General features: G+C 43.6%; 1 pseudogene. It reads left to right on the top strand.

Annotation, left to right across the window (positions count from 1 at the left end):
• Positions 1–220: pseudogene (locus R7093_RS24940) on the top strand (hypothetical protein); the annotation flags it as partial.
• Positions 221–801: the final 581 nt, after the last annotated feature.

Here is an 801-nt window from a genome sequence, read left to right as displayed (position 1 = left end):
AATCCATAGCAATGGTAAATTAGCTAGGTTATTTACAACTGTTGAACATGCCAAGTGCAAGCAAATACCAGAATCGTTCGTTCGCGATCTGACCGTAGGACTAGCCCACGAATGTTTGGGCCAGTCGGTGATTTACTCGGCCTTTTGTTGGGTTGGTGAATGGGTTGGTAAGTGGCTTAACAATGTGTTAAACACACAATACGAGCGAATGGCGGCATAGAATCTAAATAGAATATCGACCTGCAATAGAGCTCTTTTTTATTGCAGGTTATGAATTTCTCTCCACTAACAGGGGTTCCCCCTAGTCGCCACCGAGGCCCACCCGCCGGACTTACCCCTGCACCGCTAAGGTTCGTTCCTCACTAACTGCTGCCGCTCAAGGCTGTTGTCCACCAGCGCTAGTACGATGCCAACAAAACCCCGTTGTCACCGTCCTAGCAGAAAGCTGGTGGCCACATGAATCGCCTTCGGCGAGCTAAAAGCATTTGTATCGCTTTTCTTAACGGCTTCGCCTAAAAAGCTGTCCCTCTGTCGAGCCCCATTGTATCGCCTTTGTCCGGGGTAAAGTCAACCAATATAGTTAAATATACTTAACTATATTTAATGTTTAAATGTGGTATTTTAGGGCGTATTTTAGTATAATTTCCTTAGTTGCTTATGTAACTATCTATTTGAAAACAATTGCTTGGGGGCAATATGAAAACAGAGTTCTGCAATTACGATAATCTTAAAAAAGTCGCTCAAGGCCAAGCAATGCTCTTTGTTTGGCCAAATGAATTAATCAATAAATCACTCACAACA

This window comes from Vibrio sp. 1580 (genome assembly GCF_033340055.1).
This window is presented reverse-complemented; position numbering and strand designations above follow the sequence as displayed.